At 37.9% G+C, this 20,902-nt stretch carries 18 protein-coding genes and 2 pseudogenes; 1 reads left to right on the forward strand and 19 read right to left on the reverse strand.

What is annotated here, in order from left to right:
* Window positions 1-51: 51 nt before the first annotated feature.
* From GNY06_RS03300 to GNY06_RS03370, 15 genes and pseudogenes are all read right to left on the reverse strand, one after another.
* Window positions 52-672 (reverse strand): annotated as a pseudogene (locus GNY06_RS03300) (IS1 family transposase).
* A 545-nt stretch (window positions 673-1,217) separates the two neighbouring features.
* Complete coding sequence (locus tag GNY06_RS03305) at window positions 1,218-2,732, reverse strand: TSUP family transporter (RefSeq protein WP_166518788.1); 1,515 nt, start codon at window positions 2,730-2,732, stop codon at window positions 1,218-1,220.
* A 267-nt stretch (window positions 2,733-2,999) separates the two neighbouring features.
* Complete coding sequence (locus GNY06_RS03310) at window positions 3,000-4,676, reverse strand: NADPH-dependent assimilatory sulfite reductase hemoprotein subunit (RefSeq protein WP_166518789.1); 1,677 nt, start codon at window positions 4,674-4,676, stop codon at window positions 3,000-3,002.
* 26 nt (window positions 4,677-4,702) lie between these two features.
* Window positions 4,703-6,421: a diflavin oxidoreductase gene (locus GNY06_RS03315; protein ID WP_166518790.1), complete on the reverse strand. Its 1,719-nt coding sequence runs from the start codon at window positions 6,419-6,421 to the stop codon at window positions 4,703-4,705.
* Window positions 6,411-7,256 carry a uroporphyrinogen-III C-methyltransferase gene (gene cobA, locus GNY06_RS03320; protein ID WP_166518791.1) on the reverse strand — a complete coding sequence of 282 codons (846 nt, stop codon included), beginning with the start codon at window positions 7,254-7,256 and terminating at the stop codon, window positions 6,411-6,413. The genes GNY06_RS03315 and cobA overlap by 11 nt, the downstream gene beginning before the upstream one ends.
* 32 nt (window positions 7,257-7,288) lie before the next feature.
* Window positions 7,289-8,200: a cysteine synthase A gene (cysK, locus tag GNY06_RS03325; protein ID WP_166518792.1), complete on the reverse strand. Its 912-nt coding sequence runs from the start codon at window positions 8,198-8,200 to the stop codon at window positions 7,289-7,291.
* A 36-nt stretch (window positions 8,201-8,236) separates the two neighbouring features.
* Entirely contained in the window at window positions 8,237-9,067 is an 831-nt protein-coding gene (gene epsC / locus GNY06_RS03330) for a serine O-acetyltransferase EpsC (RefSeq protein ID WP_166518793.1), read from the reverse strand.
* 7 nt (window positions 9,068-9,074) lie between these two features.
* Window positions 9,075-10,316 carry a sulfate adenylyltransferase subunit 1 gene (locus GNY06_RS03335; protein WP_166518794.1) on the reverse strand — a complete coding sequence of 414 codons (1,242 nt, stop codon included), beginning with the start codon at window positions 10,314-10,316 and terminating at the stop codon, window positions 9,075-9,077.
* A gap of 17 nt (window positions 10,317-10,333) precedes the next feature.
* Complete coding sequence (gene cysD, locus GNY06_RS03340; protein ID WP_166518795.1) at window positions 10,334-11,242, reverse strand: sulfate adenylyltransferase subunit CysD; 909 nt, start codon at window positions 11,240-11,242, stop codon at window positions 10,334-10,336.
* An 11-nt stretch (window positions 11,243-11,253) separates the two neighbouring features.
* Window positions 11,254-11,967, reverse strand: a complete 714-nt coding sequence (locus GNY06_RS03345; RefSeq protein ID WP_166518796.1) for a phosphoadenylyl-sulfate reductase — start codon at window positions 11,965-11,967, stop codon at window positions 11,254-11,256.
* A 70-nt stretch (window positions 11,968-12,037) separates the two neighbouring features.
* Entirely contained in the window at window positions 12,038-12,454 is a 417-nt protein-coding gene (locus GNY06_RS03350; protein WP_166518797.1) for an RrF2 family transcriptional regulator, read from the reverse strand.
* A 12-nt stretch (window positions 12,455-12,466) separates the two neighbouring features.
* A complete protein-coding gene (locus tag GNY06_RS03355; RefSeq protein ID WP_166518798.1) occupies window positions 12,467-13,516 on the reverse strand; it encodes an NAD(P)/FAD-dependent oxidoreductase in 1,050 nt (349 codons plus the stop codon).
* 53 nt (window positions 13,517-13,569) lie between these two features.
* Complete coding sequence (glmS, locus tag GNY06_RS03360; RefSeq protein WP_166518799.1) at window positions 13,570-15,420, reverse strand: glutamine--fructose-6-phosphate transaminase (isomerizing); 1,851 nt, start codon at window positions 15,418-15,420, stop codon at window positions 13,570-13,572.
* Between the two features lie 6 nt (window positions 15,421-15,426).
* Window positions 15,427-16,956: a DUF4270 domain-containing protein gene (locus tag GNY06_RS03365; RefSeq protein ID WP_166518800.1), complete on the reverse strand. Its 1,530-nt coding sequence runs from the start codon at window positions 16,954-16,956 to the stop codon at window positions 15,427-15,429.
* Window positions 16,957-16,983: 27 nt separating this feature from the next.
* Window positions 16,984-17,754: a glycogen/starch synthase gene (locus GNY06_RS03370; RefSeq protein ID WP_166518801.1), complete on the reverse strand. Its 771-nt coding sequence runs from the start codon at window positions 17,752-17,754 to the stop codon at window positions 16,984-16,986.
* Window positions 17,755-17,866: 112 nt separating this feature from the next.
* Here GNY06_RS03370 and panC point away from each other — a divergent pair, with 112 nt between their 5' ends.
* Entirely contained in the window at window positions 17,867-18,709 is an 843-nt protein-coding gene (gene panC, locus GNY06_RS03375; protein WP_166518802.1) for a pantoate--beta-alanine ligase, read from the forward strand.
* Between the two features lie 79 nt (window positions 18,710-18,788).
* Here the strand turns inward: panC and GNY06_RS03380 are convergent, their stop codons facing one another.
* The 4 genes and pseudogenes from GNY06_RS03380 to GNY06_RS15510 all read right to left on the reverse strand — a co-directional run.
* A complete protein-coding gene (locus GNY06_RS03380) occupies window positions 18,789-19,208 on the reverse strand; it encodes an SH3 domain-containing protein (protein WP_166518803.1) in 420 nt (139 codons plus the stop codon).
* A gap of 7 nt (window positions 19,209-19,215) precedes the next feature.
* Window positions 19,216-19,692, reverse strand: coding sequence for a BON domain-containing protein (locus GNY06_RS03385; protein WP_166518804.1), 477 nt, complete (start codon window positions 19,690-19,692; stop codon window positions 19,216-19,218).
* A 111-nt stretch (window positions 19,693-19,803) separates the two neighbouring features.
* Window positions 19,804-20,658 (reverse strand): agmatinase, encoded by an 855-nt coding sequence (gene speB, locus GNY06_RS03390; RefSeq protein WP_166518805.1) that lies wholly within the window; start codon window positions 20,656-20,658, stop codon window positions 19,804-19,806.
* 120 nt (window positions 20,659-20,778) lie between these two features.
* A pseudogene (locus GNY06_RS15510) lies at window positions 20,779-20,902 on the reverse strand (IS982 family transposase); the annotation flags it as partial.

Raw genomic sequence — 20,902 nt, forward strand, 5'->3', positions numbered from 1 at the left:
ATCAAATATAGATAGTGTTTTATTACGATGGTGCATTAAAAGAAGTATCGCTCATCTGAGCATTTCTATTTTTTTAGAATAGCATTTGGACTTTCTTCTCATTCTTGCTAAAAAATGCCTAAACAAACTATTATAAGCTTCTAGGGTAATTTTGTCTGAAGATGTTTCTCTTTAGGAATAATGCTTTCGTAGCTTTTCCAGTGATCACTTGCGATCTTCTCCATTTTGTGCTGTTTTATTGTTTCCCAAAACTCTTCTGCGGTTTGATGGCTTCTGTCTCCAATAACGAAATTGATGAATCTTTTTCCAAATCTATCAATAGAAAGCCAGATCCAACCGTGTTTTTTTTACTCCCTATATAAGTGTGTATTTCATCTAACTCTACCACTTTTATTTCCTCAGATTCACACTGCAACGATTGTACTTCTTTACCAAAACTACGAATCCAATTTAAAATAGTGACATTGCTAACGTCTAAAATCCGGCCGATTGATCTAAAGCCCAAGCCTTCAAGATAAAGTTGAAGCGCTTTTTTTTGATTGTTTTTGAATATTCACCCCTTCTTTTATATACCGTAAAATTAAATCCACAATTTTTACATTTGTATCTTTGAAGATTCCTGAAAATAACGTTTTTTACTTTTTCAGACTGATGACATTTTGGACAATCCATTGCTCTTTTTAGTAAAGATAGGAAAACTATCCTAATTTAGCAATACCTAGAATAGATTTTTTTTCATCTATGTTTATGGAAAAAAAGCAATTGAAAATAAAAACTAAACAGCGAGACCTCTAAGCTGATCAATCATTAATTATGATCATAGGGGCAGTGGCACCACCACCCGAAAATCGACATTTTAAAAGAAGGAAAATGTTTAACGGGAACCGAGAGCATTCTGAAAAGTGGGTTCAAAACATCAATTTAAAAAAATTGTGTATGAGTAATAGGAAAACGCTCTCCGCTTTATTCAATTGATTCCGGAAATTATGACTGATGTAGAATTGCTGCCTCTTTTTAAAAGAAATGCCAAATGTTTATTACCAAAGAAAAACTAAATGTACAATCATAAGGATAGCATACGGTATCAAAAATATCCATTCATGCTCAATTAAGATCGTCATTCAATTAATGCTTTTAATGAAATATTTTACGCCTTAACCTGTTGTGCATTTAATGGTTTTTTGTGAAATACTTATTATGGGAACTTTATACTGTGTCTATATTAAAGCTTTTACAATAGTGGTAAGACTCATAATTATCACCAATATTCCCACCACCATAAACATTTTCTTTGTCGGAAGTTTTGCCGTAAGCATAGCAGAAAAAGGGGCCGTAAAAATACCTCCCAATAACAAACCTAAGACAATATTCCAGTGTTGAACTCCTAGCGTGAAGATAAAAGTAAGCGCACTGCTAACGGTAAGTAAAAATTTGGCCACTGTAGAACTCCCGATGACATATCGGGGTGTACGTCCCTCCTTCATTAAACTACCCGTAACCAAAGGGCCCCATCCTCCTCCGGCAAAAGAATCTATAAATCCGCCTAAAAAGCCTAAAACCTGAAGATTAGTTTTTTTTCTGGGCTTTTGAGAGGAGACGCTTTTTTTCTTAAAAGCATTGCGTAAAATATTCAAACCCAAATACAAGGTATAGCAGGCAATAATGGGTTTTACAATATGGGCATAATACTCTCCATAATGGGATACGGTAAATGCACCGATAACAGCTCCCACAATTGCAATCGGTACCAATGCCCAAACCAATTTTTTATTAACATTTCCCAGTTTATAATGACTAAAACTACCCGCAGCTGTAGTAAAAGATTCTGCAGAGTGAATGCTGGCACTTACCACCTGAGGTGGGATATTAAGAAGGAGCAGGGTGGTTGTACATATAACCCCATATCCCATCCCCATAGAACCAGCTACCAGTTCTGCCAAAAATCCCACAAAAAGCATCCAATAGAAAATATGTCCATCTTGATTTAAGAAAATTTGGATGTCACCCCATAGGTTAAACTGGTAAACGATAAGCCCAAATACTCCTACGAGTAACATGCCCCCTATAATCCCCAAATAAATATTGGCTTTGCGCTGTAACATTTTAGCAGTACGGGTAAGTTTTTCTATTTCGAGTGTTTGCTTTCCATGTTCCCCATTATGAAAAAGATACTGAGTAGTCAACTTGTTCAATTCCTCAACTTTATAATCAAAATCACCCTTCAACTGATGGCGAATCTTATGCATATTTTCCAATACTTCATCGATTTCTTCCGGAATACTTTCAGAAAAAGTTTCTCGAAGTCTCTTAGCCATCGTCGGCGACTTTCCATTGGTGGAAATAGCTATCTTAAGATTTCCCTTTTTTACGATAGCTCCCAAATAGAAATCACAAAGCATGGGTTTATCCACTACATTGACCAATAATTTATATTGATGTGCTTTAGCACGTATTTGCTCTGCAATTTCTACATTATTAACGGCTAGCACTACTAATTTTATATGCTTAAAATCCTGCTCGCTATAAGCCCTTTCATGTAAAGTGAGCTGCGGATATTGCACTCCCATTTTTTTGATTTCAGGCAGAATTTCTTTAGCTACAAGATTTATGGAGGTTTCTGGAGCATTTCCAAGCATGGATTCCAATTTCTGCAAAGCGATTTTACCACCTCCTATTACCAGTACGGGTAGTCTTTCAAGGTTTAGAAATATAGGGTATAAAGAATTACTCATCTCGTATTGGGTTTAAATGATATACATCTCCTTCTTAGTATTCTCAAATTTAAAATGAGATAAACAACAGGTTTTCCGTAGGGTAAAAAGAGTGGAGGATAAAAATATCCATACTCTAAAAATACTTCTCGAAAAAAAATGTTTTAACCGTCTACACTTCATCATGATAGATGATAAAGTGAATAGAATATAAGTTTACCTCCCGAACAAGCTACACATTCCATCCATTATTATTATAATAATTGTAAATTTAGTTTAGGCCTCTATTTATTTGGAAATTTGCAACCATCTATAGGAAAAATCACCAAAGTTTTCTTCTGCTCGTCTCTGCTTGATATAAACACCGAAGAGTTCATCCAATGTTTTTAGAATTTCCTCCTCATCTATATTTTCTTTATATCGGGTATTTAAACGCATTCCTAAACGGTCTCCACCGATATGCAGGTTGTATCTGCCATAAGCTGTTCCTACAAAACCTATCTCCGCATTTGGCGACCTCCCACATCCATTGGGACATCCGGTCATACGAATACTAATATCTTCTTGCAAAAGTCCATACTTCTCCAATAAAGGTTCTATTTTTGTCACCAAGACCGGTAAATAGCGCTGCCCTTCGGCTAAGGCCAAGGAGCAAGTGTTAAAAGCAACACAGGCTACAGAATTTTTACGTAAAGCGCTGGCTTTTTCGGTGTAATCTGAAATTCCATAGGATTTTAGCAACTGATCTATTTCAGGCTTATCATCCGGATGTATATCCGATAAAATAAGATTTTGATTACAGGTAAAACGGAAATTGGCTTTTAAGGATTCCGCAATTTTCAATAACCCCGATTTTAAAGGATAATCCTTTTCATCCAATACCCTGCCATGTTCTACAAACAGGGTATAGAAACATTTACCCTCATGGTTCTGTGTCCATCCATAGCGATCTTTACGCTGATTAAACTTAAATGCTTTAGCTGGCTGAAAGCTAAAACCACATCTTTTCTCCACCTCTTTCACATAGCGGTCTACTCCCAGCCTGTCAATAGTATATTTAAGTCTTGCCAGCTTACGATCCGATCGATTTCCAAAATCCCGCTGCACGGTAATAATTTCATATACGGCTTTTAGCAATTTCTGCTCTGTATCCACAAAACCTAACATAGAAGCTAGACGTGCATAAGTAGCATTATTACCATGAGTAGAACCTAAACCGCCACCAGCAGCTATATTATAACCCAATATTTTATCTGCTCCAATAACAGCAATAATGGCAATATCATTGATGAATACGTCTACATCGTTATTGGGAGGTATGGCAATTCCTATTTTTAGTTTCCGAGGTAAGTAGCGATCTTGATACAGGGGATCTTCTTCCTTTTTTCTCTCTGCCAACTTTTCATCATCTATCCAGATTTCATAATAAGCCTTTGTCTTGGGAAGGCACATATCACTTATTTTGCCTGCCAACTCATAGACTTGTTGGTGTAACGGAGATTCTGAAGGATTGGAAGTACAGGTAACATTACGATTAACATCCCCACACGCCGCCATAGAATCTAAATACTGAAGATTAAATGCCTGCAAACTGGGCTTAAGATGTGATTTTAAAACTCCATGTAGCTGAATGGTCTGTCTGGTGGTAATTTTAATCGTTCCTGTAGCATGTACTCCTGCTATTTCATGAAGTCCCATCCATTGCTGAGGTGTCAGCAAACCTCCGGGTAATCTAATACGAATCATAAAGGAGTACAGCCATTCTAATTTTTTTGCTACGCGCTCTTCTCGACGATCTCTATCGTCTTGTTGGTAGATGCCATGAAATTTAATTAGATTCTGATCGTCTTCACGAATAGCCCCGGTAAAATCATCCATAAGGCTTTCTTTTAAAGTCCCCCGAAGTCCATCGCTGGCGATTTTAATTTTTTCTACAGGAGAAAGTTTATTATTTTGGATACTCATTTTATACTTAATTTTTATATGGAGTTTTAATACACATCTTTTGTATATCGTCCGCTGACTTCTAATTCCTCCAAATATTTCAGCGCTTCTTTTTTACTCAATTTACCCTGATGTTGGATTATATCCAACAATGTTTCTTCTACTTCTTTACTCATAGGATTGCGAGCCCCACATACATAGAGATAGGCACCTGCTTGAAGCCACTGAAATACTTGATTTGCCTTTTGTTGAAGACGGTGCTGTACATATATTTTTTCTGCAGTATCTCTCGAAAAAGCCAAATCTAGATGGGTAAGCACACCTGTTTTTAGGAAATACTGAAAGTCGGACTGGTAAAGGAAGTCTGAAAGGAAATGTCGATCTCCAAAAAACAGCCAGTTTCTTCCTTCAGCACCCAGCGCATCGCGCTCCCACAGAAAGGAACGAAAAGGTGCGACACCCGTTCCGGGTCCAATCATAATAATATCTTTTTGGGTATCAGGTAATTTAAAATGTTTGGCTTCTTGGATATAAAATCCGACACATTCCCCTTCCTTAAAACCACTCAGAAATCCACTACACAGACCTGTATATTTTTTGTCATTGATAAAAAATTCGGATTTAGCCACCGTGATATGCACTTGCTGATTTCCATGAGCCTCTGGAGAAGAGGATATGGAATATAAACGGGGGATCTGTGGACTTAAAATCTTAATTATTTCTTCAAATTCAGATACATTTTTTACCGGATAAATTCGGAGCAAATCAAGAAGGCTTAACCTAATTTCTGGAATATCCTGCCCTGTGATCCTAGCATATTCAGAGACCGTTGCCTGTTGTAAGTAACTTATATTAAGATGTTCATGCAATAAATCAAATACACTTGCTGTAAACCTAGGGGTTTCAATCTGCATTCTAGGATTGATCTCAGTTAAATTGATAATTTCTTCCACAACTATCCGGGAATTAAAAGGCACTACCCCTAAGGCGTCTCCAGGTTTATAAACAACCGGCTCCTCGGTATCCAACTCTATATGATAGGTTTCTTTATCTGAGGTAATATCATTGAGATTGATAGTGGTGGAAACTTTTCCTTTGTACTTTTTTCTAATTCCGGAGACACTGGAAGCTGAACTGCTACTATGGGTGATGGACTTCCCCTTGTTATGGGTTACTGAAAAAACATCCTCCAACCACTGAGGCGCCTCTTCTTCGTAATCCACATCACACTTTTTCAAGGGAATGACCCGCTGTGCACCTAAACTTTCCAAACGTGTATCTATATCCTCCGCCGTTTTACAAAATTGAGGATAAGAACTGTCTCCCAATCCCAATATTCCAAACTTAAGATGGGAAAGATCCAGCTCATTTTCGTGAATATAATCATAAAACTTCTTAGCAGAGAAGGGAGGCTCTCCATCTCCTTGGGTACTAGTAATAATAAAAAAATAGGCTTCTTGGGATAAATCTTTAGTTTTATACTGAGCTAAGTCTTCCAGCTTTATTTTAAATCCTTTTTTCTTAGCTATTGCTGAAAATCCCATCGCCAGCTTCTTTGCATTTCCAGTTTCGGTTCCATAAGCTAGGGTTATTTTTTGTACAGACTCCGAAATTAGAACATCATTAGGCTGCTGGGATTCTTTTTCTGTAAGGAATGCAGAAGACGCTGCCCTACCTGCCAAATAGCCACTGGCCCAGATCACCTCATCTCTTGAAAAGCTATTGGAAATTTCCTCCAATACTTTTAGTTTTATCTCAGACAACATATTTAAAAAATTTTTGTGATTCGGGAAGTAAACTTCCGTTGGTGATCGATTTAAAGTATAGACCTTCCCTATGGGCATTAGGCAACCATGAAAAACGCTCGTAAAGCTGAACTATTTTTCCAATTATAATTAAGGAGGGAGAGACAAATTCTCGCGTGCCTAAAGTATTTTCAAAATCTTCAAAGGAGGTTGTATAAACCTTCTGAAAAGGTGTAGTAGCCTGTTCGATAATAGCCATCTTACTTTCAGCATCTACCTGAAATGATTTAAATTTTTTGACCAAAAAGCCTAAATTGCTCACAGACATATAAAAAACCAAGGTATCTTCAGTCGCTGCCAAAGCTCTCCAAACATCGTCACTTAAAACTTCGGTTTTATAATAGGTTAAAAATCGAACCGATGTGGCATACCCCCTAGCAGTTAAAGGTATACCCGCATAGGCCGCAGCTCCAGAAGCTGCAGTAATTCCTGGGATAATTTCATAGGGAATGAGGTTATCTTTTAGCGCTTGTAGTTCATCTAAAATATTGGAAAATATGGAAACGTCTCCTCCCTTTAATCGGGCCACTCTTTTATTCTGCACAGCGTATTCTACCATCAGATCGTTAATAGAAGATTGTGGGGTAGAAGCCTTTTTACTACATTCTTTACCTACATATACTACCTCCGCATCTGACCGAGCATATTGTGTCAAAATATCGGGGCTCACCAATCGATCACATAGGATCACATCAGCAATAGCTAAGGCTCTAATAGCCTTTAGTGTAATGAGTTCAGGATCGCCAGGTCCTGCACCTATAAGATAGACTTTGGGTGTTTTGTTACGTGTATTCATTGAAATATGGTGTATCGCCTTATTGTGGGAACTTAAAATAGTCCTTCTAGAGAAAGATACCTCTCGCCTGTATCATAATTAATGGTTAGTATTTTAGCGCCTTTAGGAATATGGGGTAGTTTTTTAGCTACTGCGGCTAAGGCAGCTCCAGTAGAAACCCCCACGAAAAGACCTTCACTTTTAGCCGCATCTATGGCAAATGAAAAGGATTCGTCTTTACCAACCTGAACAATATCATCCAAAATAGAGGTATCCAATATGGACGGAACGAAACCAGCTCCCAATCCCTGTAAAGGATGCGGGCCTGCATCCCCTCCGCTTAGCACAGGCGATAATTCGGGCTCTACAGCTATTACTTTTACCTGTGGAAATTTTTGTTTTACAAGCTGCGCTATTCCGGTGATATGTCCTCCTGTACCTACACCGGTAATAATATAATCTAAACCTTGTGGAAAATCTTTTAAAATCTCCTTAGCAGTGGTTGCTAAATGTACTTTTACATTAGCAGGATTATCAAACTGTTTTGGGATCCAAGAATTAGAGATCTCTTCAGCCAATTCATCAGCTCTTTCAATAGCCCCTTTCATTCCCTTCTCTCGGGGGGTTAAAACAAATTCGGCGCCATAAGCCTCCATAATTTTCCGACGTTCAACACTCATACTTTCAGGCATCACCAAAATAAGCTTGTATCCTTTTACTGCGGCTACTAGAGAAAGACCTATACCCGTGTTTCCACTTGTAGGTTCTATAATAACGCTATTTTTTTTCAACACCCCCCTATTCTCGGCATCTTCAATCATAGCTAAGGCTATTCTATCTTTAATACTCCCCCCAGGATTGTTCTTTTCTAGCTTTATCCATACCTCATGATCAGTACCAAATAATGTATTGATCTTAATAACTGGTGTGTTCCCTATAGCGCCTAAAACATTTTGAAATTTCATGACTTATTTTTTACGGTTTTTAAATATTGTGTGTGTTTAAATGATAAAGTTTAATGAGTCAGGTAATGGATTATTATCCTTAATTCTAATTTCGCTTTTATGATAAACCAATGAATTGGGCGGTACACTTTGGGTAACCCATACATTACCCCCAATAATACTTCCCCTTCCTATGGTCGTACATCCTCCGAGGATGGTAGCACCTGAATAAATGGTAACGTGATCTTCGATATCGGGATGCCTCTTGTAGTTAGCTCTATCCTTAGCCACATTCAGCGCCCCGAGGGTTACCCCCTGGTAAATTTTTACGTGATTCCCTATACGAGTGGTTTCTCCGATCACGATACCCGTCCCGTGATCAATAAAGAAATTTTCGCCAATGCTAGCCGCAGGGTGTATATCTATCCCCGTTTTACTGTGTCCATATTCAGTCATAATACGGGGCAGATTTTTCACTTCCTGCGTCCAAAGCTGATGAGATATTCTGTAAATATAAGTCGCAAAAAATCCAGGATACGCCCACAGAATCTCATCTAAGGATTCTGTTGCAGGATCAACCTCTAAGATCGCTGTAGCGTCCAACATTAATTTATCATAAATAGCTGGTAATGCATTAAACAGCACCTCCACCTGTCGTTCTGCCAAAAGTTGATCATTTGTTATATTTTTAATAAGATAAAAAAGTGCATTTTGTAATGTTTTAAACTTGCTCTTCAGCTCAGTCTCTGTTTTAAAATTACCAGGAAGGAAAAGGGTCTTATACAGTTCTTCCACAAAATATTCCGCTTTCTTTTTATCAAAAAAAACAGCTGATTTACAGTGCTTTCTATAAAATATTTGTTGTATAAAATCTGGTGACACACTCATCTATCTATTATTGTATTATACAGGCTGCTACTGTAGAATTGGAGGTTTCGTCCACCAAAATTGCAGATCCTGTGACCTTATTGTCTATAAAACTATCAAAAACCAAAGGTTGTACAGTACGTAGTGTTACTTTTACGACTTCGTTAAGCCTTACACCTTCACTCACTTTTTCTCGCTCCAGAGTATTGACATTCACTTTATATTCTACCTGCTTAACCATAGCTTTTAGCAAACGACTGTGATGTTGGAGTATATACTTATTACCAGGCTGTAAAGCCTTTTGGTCGAGCCAACAAAGCAAAACTTCCACCTCTTTTTCTACTTTAGGTAAATTATCTGTTCCCACCAAAAAATCACCTCTACTGACATCAATATTATCTTTGATATGCAACACGACAGCTTGCCCCTGCCAAGCTTTATCCACCTCTACACCCTTAACTTCAATCTTAACAATAGTCGTTTCTATTTCTGCTGGAAATACCTGGACAGGATCTCCTTTTCGGAAAACACCGCTGAGAATCTGGCCGGCATATCCCCGATAATCGTGCAAATCTTCGGTCTGCGGGCGAATCACATACTGCACTTGAAATCGATTTTCTGAAGTATCCGATTGGGACTTAACTTCCACGTCTTCTAAGTATTCTAGGAGTGAAACACCCTTATACCATGCCGTTTGGAAAGAGCGGGACACGATATTATCTCCCTTAAGGGCAGATATAGGAAAGTAATCCACTCGCTTCAATCCTAAACTTTCAGCAATTTTAGAATACTCTGCTTTTATTTTTTCAAATACTTCTTGTGAATAGCCCACCAAATCCATTTTGTTAATAGCCACAACTACATTCTTTAAATTGAGTAATGATGCGATAACAGAATGCCGTCGTGTCTGTTCTATCACGCCTTGACGGGCATCGATGAGAATCACCATCAAATCCGAATTAGAGGCTCCGGTGATCATATTCCTAGTATATTGCACATGTCCGGGAGCATCGGCAATAATAAATTTTCTTTTAGCCGTTGAAAAATATCTATAGGCTACATCAATCGTAATTCCCTGCTCCCTTTCTGCTCGCAAACCGTCTGTAAGCCATGCTAAGTCTACGCCTTCTTCATTTTTATTTTTAGAGTGCTTCTCCAACACCTCTAACTGATCTTGCAAAATGCTTTTACTATCGTAAAGCAGACGACCTATGAGGGTACTCTTACCATCATCTACACTGCCTGCGGTTATAAATCTTAAAATATCCATTTAACTCTCATATTATATTAAAAATAGCCTCCTTTTTTACGATCTTCCATTGCCGCTTCGGTTACTCTATCATCGATACGGGTTTCTCCTCTTTCGGAGATACGAGTAGCGGTTATTTCATTGATTACCTCATCAATATCCGCAGCTGTGGATTCTATAGCTGCAGTACAAGTCATGTCTCCTACTGTGCGATAACGCACTCTCTTTATAGTAACCCAATCATTGGCATCCAATATGGCATGTTTGGAATTGGCTATCCATTGACCATTAAAATCCACCACTTCTCTTTCGTGCGAAAAATAAATGGAGGGTAATGCTATTTTCTCTTGACGAATGTAATTCCACACATCCAATTCTGTCCAATTACTAATTGGAAATACTCTTATATTCTCCCCATTATGTATTTTACCATTGAATATATTCCACAATTCAGGGCGTTGTAGCTTGGGTTCCCACTGACCAAATTCGTCGCGTACTGAAAAAATTCTTTCTTTTGCCCTTGCTTTTTCTTCATCTCGCCTAGCGCCACCTATGCACGCATCAAATCTAAACTCCTCTATAGTATCGAGAAGCGTAAAAGTCTGTAGCCAATTTCGGCTTGGGAATTTTCCTTTGGGTTCTTTAAGATTTTTCTGTATCATCGTATCTTCCACTTTACGTACCACTAAGTGGACTCCTAAATCCTTCACCAATCTATCCCGGAAAGCTAAAACCTCCGGAAAGTTATGCCCTGTATCTATATGGACGAAAGTGAAAGGTATCTTTCCGGGGTGAAAAGCTTTTAATGCCAAATGCGCCAATGTAATACTATCTTTACCTCCGCTAAATAACAATGCAGGCCTTTCGAATTGACCCGCGACTTCTCTTAAAATGTAAATGGATTCTGATTCTAATTGCTCTAAATAATCTAAATGCTGTATTGACATTTTTTTTCTTTTTATTGATGAATATGCAAACCACACTCTTTTTTATCGGCATCTTCCCACCACCAACGTCCTGCTCGAAAGTTTTCTCCTTCTCCAATCGCTCTGGTGCATGGTGCACAACCAATGCTTACAAATCCCTTTTCGTGCAGATGATTATAGGGGAGTTGATATTTTTTAACGTAATCTTTTACTTCCTGAGTACTCCAATATAAAAGCGGATGATACTTCACCAGCTGATGATGGGGATCCCACTCCAATTGAGGCATATTTTTACGATTTTCCGAATGCTCTGCTCTCAAACCAGTAATCCATATTTTATATCCCTGCAACGCTCTCTTAAGAGGCTGGACTTTTCGAATTTGGCAGCAGGTTTTTCTCTGCTCTACTGAACGGTAAAATGAATCGGGTCCATGTTGGGTAATAAACTCACCCAATGCCTGAGCATCGGGATAAAAAGCTCTGATTTCTTTTTTAAAAAAAGACTTTGTGGCGGCCCAGGTTTCATAAGTCTGTTCAAAAAGCCTGCCCGTATCTAGAGTAAATACCGCAATATCGAGTTGCCTGACCAAATGCATAATCACTTGATCTTCATAGCTAAAGCTAGTAGAAAACACTATTTGATTAGGATAGTTATGGGCTAATATATGCAGTGCATCCGTCTCGGAAACGGAGCTAGATAACTTTTGTATTAAGTCGTTCAGTTCTATTTTCTGGAGAGTTGACATTTCAGAATAAAATTTAAGTTGTAAATATATATTTATTCTACCAAATTAGTAGTATTTAAGGCCTGAAAAATTATCTTTTATTTATAAAAGCACTAAGGGTAGCCTCCATCATACTTTTACGAGTCTTCTCGCGAACGTTCATGAGCTCATGTCTGAGATAACAAGTCGCTTCGTCTACGCAATCATCACAGGCTTCATAGTAATTAAGGGAAATACAGGGCGTGAGAGAAATAGGTCCTTCAAAAATTCGATACAGATCTGCTAAGGAGACTTCATCAGGAGATTTGATTAAATAATAACCACCACCCATACCTTGTTTGCTGTTGACAAGCTTTGCTCTTTTTAATTCCAATAAAATTTGCTCTAAAAATTTCTTAGGAATATTTTCTTCCTCTGCGATCGATGAGGTAGACAGAAATCCTTTTTTATAGTTTCTTGCCAGCCTAACCATAGCTTTTAAAGCGTACTTGCAACGTTTGGACATCATATTCTGCGCAATTTAAAACAATTTATCGGTTTGATAAAATCTTTTCACATCTGCTTCTGGATGCAGAGGATGCTTATTTTCTATAAAATCGAATAGCATACGCGAAAAATATCCGCCATTTAATACACCACGTGCTCCTAATCCATTGAATATATGGAGATCGTTATATTTTCCGTGCCGACCTATCACAGGTCTTCTATCAGCCATTGTTGCACGGAAAGCCACCGCAATATCATCGAGACAATAAGCCCCTCGGTACATTTTTTCTAAAGCGGTTTGTAATTGTTCTACAGATTGTGTATCTATTTCAGCGGTATCGGCACCTCTATCATAGGTCCCCCCATAGTAGTATTCATGAGGAGAAAAACGAAATAGAAAATGCTTTTTTTTAATAATAAGAGGCTCTATAGCTTTATCCAATCGAATACTCAGGCGATGTCCTTTATTGGGTTGAATCGGAATTTCATGGAAATACGGATTTTTTTTCACCCCTACTCCTTCTGCAAATACAATAGTGGTATAGCTATAGTTTTGATATTTTTTTTGTTCAACATCCAAATCTTCGTATTTAAATTTCTCTTTTACCAACTGCTTATTTTTTTCCAAATAGCTAAAGAAGTCTGCAAAAAAAGCCGGCACATCCAAACGGCAGGAGCTGTTTACCCTGCCTACACCCCATGGATTGTCAAGCCCACTTAAATACTGGATTTCCGGATTTAGATATTTTTCAAATTTAGGTTGATCTGCTTTTCTTAACCAAAGCTTTTGCTCTCCTTCATCATGGAAAATACGAACCACATTTTCCTGAATTAAATAATTCTTATGGAGATAGTTTTCTATTTCAGAAAAGATAAGAGGGAGGTAATGCATTAAGGCTTCATCATTCCATATTTTATTATATCGCTTTAAGACTACAGGATTACATACTCCCGCAGAAATATGAGACGCTGCTTTTACTCCTTCAGAATAAAGTTTGAAACTTTTGTTATTCTTGATCAGCTGGTGTGCAAAGAATATGGCTGCATAACCGTCTCCTACAATGATGTAATCTATCTTTTCCATATAAAAAAGCCTGAGCAAAGATACTCAGGTTTTCAGTTATTTTCAACAAATATTTATTCTACGGTAACCGATTTTGCTAGGTTACGGGGCTGATCTACATTGACACCTCTGAAAACAGCAATATAATACGCCAATAATTGAAGCGGTACAGATGCCATCATCGGTGAAAAACACTCAGATGTTTCTGGGAATTCTATCACATAATCGGCCATGGAAGCTACCTGCTCATCTCCTTTGTTCACCAAAGCGATAATTCTACCTTTTCTAGCTTTAATTTCTTGAACATTGCTCACTATTTTATCATAATAGCCTTGCTTAGGTGCAATGATCACCATAGGCATATTTTCATCGATGAGAGCAATAGGTCCGTGTTTCATTTCTGCAGCCGGGTAACCTTCTGCATGTATGTATGAAATTTCTTTAAGCTTTAAAGCACCTTCTAAAGCTGCAGGGAAATTATAACCTCTCCCCAGATACAAGAAATTGGTAGCATTTACAAACTCCTCAGCAATCTGCTTTGCAGTATCATGAGAAGATGCGAGTACTTCCTCTATTTTTTTAGGAATGGCATCTAACTCATACAGATATTGCATAAATTCTGTATTATTAAGATTTCCGTTATGTTTTCCTAATTTGAGTGCTATCATCGCTAATATCGTCAGCTGGGCTGTAAAAGCTTTTGTCGAAGCCACGCCTATTTCTGGTCCCGCATGGGTATAAGATCCTGCATGGGTGATACGCGCAATGGAAGAACCAATAACGTTACAAATACCATATACAAAAGCACCTTTCTCTTTGGCGAGTTTAATGGCAGCCATGGTATCAGCGGTTTCCCCAGACTGGGAAATGGCAATCACCACATCTTTAGGAGTAATTATGGGATTACGGTAACGAAATTCTGAAGCATACTCGACCTCAACTGGTATTCTTGCGAACTCTTCTATGAGATATTCGCCTATTAAACCGGCATGCCAAGATGTTCCACAAGCTATAATAATAATTCTTTTTGCTGCTTGTATTCTCTCAAGGTGATCCCAGATACCAGCCATTTTAATAATCCCTTCGTCCAAGAGAAGACGTCCTCGCATGGTATCATGAATAGATTTAGGTTGTTCAAAAATCTCCTTCAACATAAAATGATCGTACCCACCTTTTTCTATCTGTTCTAGGCTGATCTGCAACTGCTGAATTTCAGCATCGACTTTAGAGTTGTCCTTAATCAATCGGATATCCACACCTCTGTCCAAAGATATAAGTGCCATATGGCCATCTTCAAGATAGATAGCTTCTTTTGTAAACTCTACAAAAGGAGAGGCATCGGAAGCGATAAAGTATTCTTTATCCCCCAAACCTATGGCCAAAGGAGAGCTTAGACGCCCTACCACAAACTGTCCAGGATAATCTACATGTAAAGCGGCTATGGCATAAGCGCCATACACCTCGCTTAAAGCAGCCCTCACCGCTTCAGCGAAATCTTTACCGGATTCATCCATAAAATACTGAATAAAGTTTGCTAAAACTTCTGTATCCGTTTGTGAATGGAAAACAAATCCTTTCTGAGATAACATGATTTTTATGGTCTCGTAGTTTTCAATAATCCCATTGTGAACTAATACAATTTTACCATTATTGGAAACATGGGGATGCGAGTTGATATCGCTAGGAACTCCATGAGTAGCCCAACGGGTGTGTCCCATCCCTACGTGAGAGGTGTTTTTTAAATTACCGGCAATCGCCTCTAAATCGGAAACTTTACCTTTGGCTTTCTTAAGTTCTACTTCGTTTTTATTGTTCTCAAGTACAATACCTGCACTGTCATAGCCACGGTATTCTAATCTCTTGAGACCATTTATTACGATTTCATAGGCATCTCTAAAGCCCGTATAACCAACTATTCCGCACATGAATTTTTATTTTTTAGTATAAACCACTTTAAGTTGAGCTTTTTGTTTTGGATTGGCAGGATCTGATCCTACTAAAACCACTCTGTTAGGTGTGTAAGCTCTGGAAGTATAGTTCCAGCCTAAGAGACTTTGTCTATTATCCTTTTGGAGTGTTGCAAAATCCCCCACATCAATCACAATAGGCTGGTTATTAGCACCTTTTTCTACGATATTCTTAAGCGTTTGAGTGATAGCAATATCGTAATAAGAAGGGTTTTTATCTAGATTTACAGCTTTCACTCGAATATAGGAAGGGGTATTTAAAACATTCATATCTTCTATAAACTGCTTTCTATTCTTCTGAAGTACAGTATAGGTAGAAGGTTTAGCAAAGTTATTATGCCAGGTATTTGCATCTGAATATACCCTGATTTTAGCAGATAAAATACCGGCTTTGTCTTTTGCATATATATTTTTCAATTGCTGAATAGTGGATTCTGGAATTATAAATTCACCTCCTGCACCTCCTGCACCTTGAAGATAGAGTTTCGCATCCCCTTTAACGGTATTAATAGCTTTCATAGCTGTATTATAGCCGGAAGGTCTTGAGAATTCAAGCTGACTGAAATGAACATTCAGCTTGCCCAGATCAAAAGTATAAGTATTGGCTTCTCTCTTGGTCTGCCCGTCTTTAGTGACCTCATTGGAATAATACATGGTGATTGAAATATCATCAGGGGCCATGCTAAATAAAAATCCATCGTTTTCATCTACGGAAATTCTTATGCCTCGGAAATACCGAATGAATGAAGCCGCATCGCTAAGGGCATTCTGTCCTTGCTGTCCTATAATTTTAGTTTGGAAAAAATCTTTGTTCAAAGGAATTCTAATTCCTACTTCTCTGGTCAATAACTCACGATTATCACCTGATTGAACTATTTTAACTCCGCTTACACTGGCACCTATCACTTTCTTTCCCAAGAACGTTCCTGTATTTACTCGATGGTTAGAATAAACAGGTCTGGACTGGTCATATAGAAAGTCGGAAACCTCTTCCACTCTGAGCGTTAGCTTAGTAGATTTAGCATTGAGCAATCCTTTCCCATACTTCAATAGAGGATATGTGGAAACCGTTTTAATGGAATCCTTACCAGAAGTCGTTTTCCCCAGCGTGGTATTGGTGGTCTTTACAGAGTCTATTTTGTAGTTGGGTTTTATCTGTAAAACCACAGAATCTACCTTTGCTTTTTTTCCAAAATCGATTCCATAGACTGTAGGTCTCAATTGGGTAACATAAGAGGCCTTATGTTTTCCGAAAACGGGCTCGTCAAAAGCACCTAATAACAGGTTTCCCAAATGTTTAGCATCACTTCTGATGCTATCGTTGTGGTTCACATTATAAGCAATAACATCATAGCTAAGCTCTTGCCCATCTGCAGCATTACCCTCTGTGAATTGCTTTCCCAAAGCATCGGCATCCGATTCACACGAAATTAAGGTAAATAAACCTATACTCAGTATAAAACAAGTATGGGCTATTATCTTTATTTTTTTCATTATTTATATCAAAAATTGACTATTATTTTAGTACACTTGATTAATAGCATCAGCGCTTACGAAATCCTTCTTTTCAGAATTTACCCCTATATACATAGATTCCAGATCATCTTCTAAAGACTCATCGCCTTTCAATACAAGATCTACTAATTTAAGACTCTCCCCAATAAAATTTCTGAAACTGGGTTTTTCTAATGCGGGTAAACCTTGGATATTATCAAATTTAAGCTTCTCTTCAATGTTATTGTTAAAAGCGGCGTCTTTTTCGTTATATATGGAAATTACAAGCTTAGTGTCTTTAAAATAGTCATCGTCTTTATAAAAAGTTTTTAGGTATAAAGGGATAAAAGAGGCCATCCAACCATTTAAGTGGATCACGTCGGGTACCCAGTTCAGCTTTTTAATCGTTTCAATCACTCCTCTAGCAAAGAAAATTGCTCGCTCATCATTATCAGGAAATGCGACCCCCTTATCGTCAAAATACAATTGCTTTCGCTTAAAATATTCTTCATTATCTATAAAATAAACTTGCATCCTCTCGTTAGGCAACGAAGCTACTTTAATCAATAAAGGTTGGTCAAGATCATTGATAATGATATTCATCCCCGACAGACGAATGACTTCATGAAGCTGAAATTTTCGCTCGCTGATCATCCCAAATCTGGGCATAAAAACGCGTACGTCATTTCCGTCATTATACATTTTCAAGGCCATCTTATTCACCATGGTAGCCATATTACTGTCTTCTTGGTAGGGATAAAGCTCTGTGGTGACGTATAAAATTTTTTGGTTTGGCATAATAAACTTTCTCTATATAGTAATTAAGATGGTTAACTTTACAAAAATACAACTTTTTCTACTAATAGTTTTTAATTAACATTTTTTAATAATTTTGCCGAAATTTCAAAATATGGAGATTCTTCGCAATCGGCAAAATCTGAGCGATTATATTACCCAAATAAAAAAACAGGCTAAGAACATTGGGTTTGCCCCCACCATGGGTGCATTACATGAAGGCCACCTTTCTCTATACAAAATGGCAAGAGCCGAAAACGACATTGTAGTCTCCTCCATCTTTGTCAATCCCACTCAGTTTAATAATCCGGACGACCTAAAAAATTATCCGCGCAGAGAGGAGGAGGACATTGAAATGTTAAAAAAAGAAGGCGTAGATGCCGTTTATATACCACAAGTTGAAGATATATATCCGCAAAATACCACCCGAAAAAATTATCATTTTGGTGGCATTGAAGACGAAATGGAAGGGAAATCTCGCCCCGGACATTTTGATGGTGTTGCCACAGTAGTTTCTGAGCTATTTCGGCAAATACAACCCAATAACGCCTATTTTGGTGAAAAAGATTTTCAACAGTTAGCCATCATTAAAAAGCTAGTGGAAATAGAGAAATTTCCAATTCGTATACAGGGAGTTCCCATTTACAGGGCTAAAAATGGACTGGCGCTGAGTTCTCGTAATATGAGACTCTCTGAGGAAGAAAAATCGGGAGCCAGTCTTATTTATCAGACCCTGCTGAAAGTGAAGGAATGTTTCCCACAAATCAGTATGGATGAGATAAAAAAAAGAGTGAAAGAGATCTTTGCTGAATCGAACTATAGATTAGAATATTTTATTATTGCCGATGAAGAAAGCCTTCGAGAGCTTACTCATTATGATAAAAACAGAAAATATAGGGCTTTTATCGTGGTTTTCATAGGAGAGGTCAGACTGATTGACAATATGTCGCTAGATTGAAAGCAGCAGGCATTGCACGAAAGAAATGAAGAAAGAAAATGAAGAAAAAAAGCCCCTTTTGAAAGGGGCTTTGTGGTTTTTATACTTTTAAGTATCGAGAATAGGCATAGCCCTGAATTCCATCTTTAGTCTTCACCAACCACCACTCTCCGCTGGTTTGTTCGACCAAAGTCACCAATTCTCCCTTGGCTACTCTGGCTAAAACACTTGCATCGGTACTGGGTGTTTCCCTGATATTCAAATTACCTTGTTCCGTGGCTACTGTAAGATTAACTCCAGAAGCAAGACCGGCAACTTGGATATTGAGATTGATATCTGAAGCGCTAAAATTAGGGTCCACACTACCTAAAGCATCCCAAACAGCATCTTTGTCTGCTGAATTGGATGCGTTCCCTGATACGTAGAGAATACCATCACGCTCCTCAACCTTCAAATCACTAATTTGTAAACGTTGTGCTGCTGAAATTACCCCAGCATATTTATCTTGTAATGTGCTCATAGCTTCGTTATTTTACCATATAGTTATAATTCACCTTACCCACATTAAGCGCATCAATAGATTGCTTAATTTTTCTAGCCTGATCTCTGGTAACCTCACCCTGTATAGTGAGTTCACCATTGATGACTTCAGCTTTAGCTTTTGGATAATCCTTTAAAGCGTCTTTAATTTTTTGGAGACTTTCAGGTGCGGCCACTGCCTTAGTTTCTACGGAACCCGAATCGGGTGTAGACATATCCATTACCTCCTTAATGCCCTCAATAGATTTAAGGGATTCTATCATCTGTTGTTTCGTTGTTTCATCGGAAAATGTTCCTGACAAATGGGCAACTCCTTGTTTAACCTCTACTTTTAATTGCGGATCAGCCGCCACCACAGTAGTGGCTTTGGCTTGTAAATTGGTGTCATTATTTTTCTTTTTACACGATACTGCTGCAAAGGGTAGTAAAATTGCCAATGCAACTGTTGTTAAAATTTTTTTCATGTTTAGATTAAATTTAATAGTTTAATAATTTAATAATTAAAATCTTTCACATGTAAAGTTATTAAAAAAATAATGTCCCCGGTATTTTATTGTGTTAAAACATCCTTAAAATTATTTTTTAGCCGTGAAATAATAGGCTAACATTTTATAATATAATTTGGCTGCTAGAAAGGCTGTAGGCTTAGCCATGGGACTGTCCATGAGTTCTACTATATCAAAAGCTACCACATTACATTTCTCAAAAACTTTTCGCAATAATTCTAATGTAGGATACCAAGCTAAACCACCAGGTTCAGGCGTTCCTGTAGAAGGTGCTATAGCGGGGTCAAAAGCATCTAAATCTATAGTAATATATACATTCCCAGAAACTTTAGCCAGTACCTCTTCCATCCAATTGGAATTGGTTGCAATCTGATGTGCCCAAAAACATTGCCCTTGCGGAACATACTGCATTTCTTCCTCATCCATAGAACGTATACCCACCTGTACTAAATTATGCTTTTGGCGGGCTTCGAAAACGGCACAGGCATGATTGGAAGTAGAACCGTGAAACTCGGGTCTGAGGTCTGTATGGGCATCTAGTTGTAGGACTGTAAGATTTTCATATTTTTCGCCTACAGCACGAATAGCCCCTATAGATACAGAATGTTCGCCCCCAAAAAGGGTAAATAATTTTCCTGAATGGCTCAACATTTCTTTAGTCTTCTGGTATACAGCCTGAGTCATGGCTTCAGGTGTAGAGTTTTCAGAGACCTCCTCTGCCAAGTATACTCCATTTAGATAAGGTTGGGTTCCAGTTTCAATATCGTAAAGCTCCATGTTTTCGGAAGCGTCGAGAAAAAGTGCGGGTCCTTTGTCGGCACCCTTTCCCCAGGTGGAAGTCCCATCATAAGGTACAGTCACCAGCATTACTTTTGAGTTTTCTAATATTGCATGCTCTTCGGGAATCCCTGCGTAAGTTTTCATAAATGTATTATTTTAAAAATTTATGTATTGTACCACAAAGATAATCAGAATTAAAAAAGCCAAAAGCCTTGTATTGATTCTGTTTTAATTTTATCTTATTTAATAGAACCCGTGGTTCATTTAAGCAATACGAGTTTTTAAGTTGTTAATATTTCTATTGTTTAGTTTATTAATGCATTGTATAACAGTCAGTGCCATTATCTTAGATAATATTCTGTTCTTAAAGCCATCAAAGGATTTCGCA

The organism is Elizabethkingia argenteiflava (assembly GCF_009904105.1).
Classification (GTDB): Bacteria; Bacteroidota; Bacteroidia; order Flavobacteriales; family Weeksellaceae; genus Elizabethkingia; species Elizabethkingia argenteiflava.